3 protein-coding genes are annotated in these 1,695 nt (G+C 75.6%); 2 read left to right on the top strand and 1 reads right to left on the bottom strand.

Annotation, left to right across the window (positions count from 1 at the left end; translation table 11 throughout):
* The coding region (locus AC0CYZ_RS02950; RefSeq protein ID WP_472212190.1) for a hypothetical protein at positions 1-342 on the top strand (342 nt) is incomplete at its 5' end.
* On the top strand, positions 339-848 hold the full coding sequence (locus AC0CYZ_RS02955) for a hypothetical protein (RefSeq protein WP_472212192.1): 510 nt from the start codon (positions 339-341) through the stop codon (positions 846-848). The genes AC0CYZ_RS02950 and AC0CYZ_RS02955, both read left to right, overlap by 4 nt.
* Positions 849-852: 4 nt before the next feature.
* On the opposite strand, the gene AC0CYZ_RS02960 is transcribed toward AC0CYZ_RS02955, so the two are convergent.
* Positions 853-1,695 (bottom strand): isochorismate synthase (locus tag AC0CYZ_RS02960; protein WP_472212194.1); only part of this gene is annotated, 843 nt, incomplete at its 5' end.

Here is a 1,695-nt window from a genome sequence, read left to right on the forward strand (position 1 = left end):
CTACGCCGACGCCTCGCCGATGATCTGTTCCTCGCCGAGGACCTCCGCGCCCACGCCCGCGGCTGGAGCGTGGAACCGATCAACAGCGGGACCGGTCGCCGCTACCGCGACCCCCGTTTCGACTTCCTCCACGAGTGCGCCGCCTGCCGCGGCGCCGGCTTCCTCGGCATCGACGCCTGCGTGTCCTGCGCCGGCCGCGGCGTCGTCGACACCCGCCGCACGACCACGCCCACCGCGAGCGCCGTCGAACGAGCACCGCACGCCGAAGGCCCGGTCCGCGTCGTCGCCGAGCGCCTCGACCGCCGCGTCGCCCTCCCTCCCGACCAGGAGGAGGACCGATGAGCCTCGACGACCCCGAGGACCTGCTCGGTGCGATCGACCGGGCGATCCGACCCGTCCGACGCCCGAACCCGCTGCTCGTCGTCTACCGCTGGCGCTACGAGATCGCACTAGTCGTCGCCGCCTACTTCGCAGCACCCGCCATCGCCGGCCTCACGACCCCGATCAAAGTCGGCCTCACCGCCCTCCTGCTCCTGCCACTCGCCGTTCCCCCGGTCCGCCGGTTCGTGTGGCGGCGGCTCCGGGCGATCGTGCTCCAGCACCGCCTGCGCACCGCCTTCGTACGGGCCCGGGTCCACAGCAACGCCGGCCGGATCCCGGCACTGATCTGGACGAGCCCGCGCAGCCACGCCGACCGCGTGCTGCTCTTCCTGCCGGCCGGCCTGACCGGGCGGCTGCTCGCGACCGAGGCGGACCGGATCGCGGTCGCCTGCGACGGGACGCATGCCGAGGTCCTGCCGTTCCGGGCGCACCGCGTCCTGGTCTGGCTGGTCGTCGTGCGCGCGTGAGGCGTCACATCGACGCGAGCATCGTCTCCAGCTTCGCCGTCGTCTCCGCCAGTTCGGCGGACGGCACCGACGCGGGCACCAGCCCGGCGCCCGCGTAGATCCGGGCGGACGGGCCGCACACCTCGCCGCACCGCAGGGCGACGACCCACTCGCCGTCGCCGGACGCGTCGGTCCAGCCGACCATCCCGGTGTAGAAGGACCGGTCGAAGGGCTCGAGCTCGGTGATCGCGCGTGCGGCCGCGGCGCGGGGCACGCCGTTGACGGCGGGCGTGGGGTGCAGCGCCCGGGCGAGCTCCAGGGCCGAGAGCCGGGAGCGGCCCCGGATCCGCGTCGAGAGGTGCCACATGGCATCGGTGCGGATGAGCGAGGGCTCGGCGGGGACGTCGAGGTCGTCGCAGACCCCGCCCAGCGCCGCGGAGACGTCGGTGACGACCAGCGCGTGCTCGTGGCGGTCCTTCGCCGACGCGAGCAGGGCCTCGCCCGTGGCCTCGTCGTCGGCCGGGTCGCTGCGCCGCGGGGCCGAGCCGGCGAGCGGGTTCGCGATCACCTCGCCGTCGCGGCGGGAGATCAGCAGCTCGGGGCTCGCACCGAGCAGCGTGCGCGGCGGCCCGCCGTCGGCGGCCGGGAGGTCCACGGCGAAGACGTAGCCGGACGGGTCGCGCGCGGCGAGGCCGGTGAGCATCGCGGCCTGGTCGATGGGGGCGTCCGCCTCGAGGTCGAGGACGCGGGCGAGCACGACCTTCTCCAGCTCGCCGAGCGACATCCGGCGCAGGGCGTCGGCGACCATCGCCTCGTAGCCGGCCGGCTCGGGCACCGACCGCGCACCCCAGCGCGGGCCGGGGCCCCC

Source organism: Actinomycetospora sp., assembly GCF_055612215.1.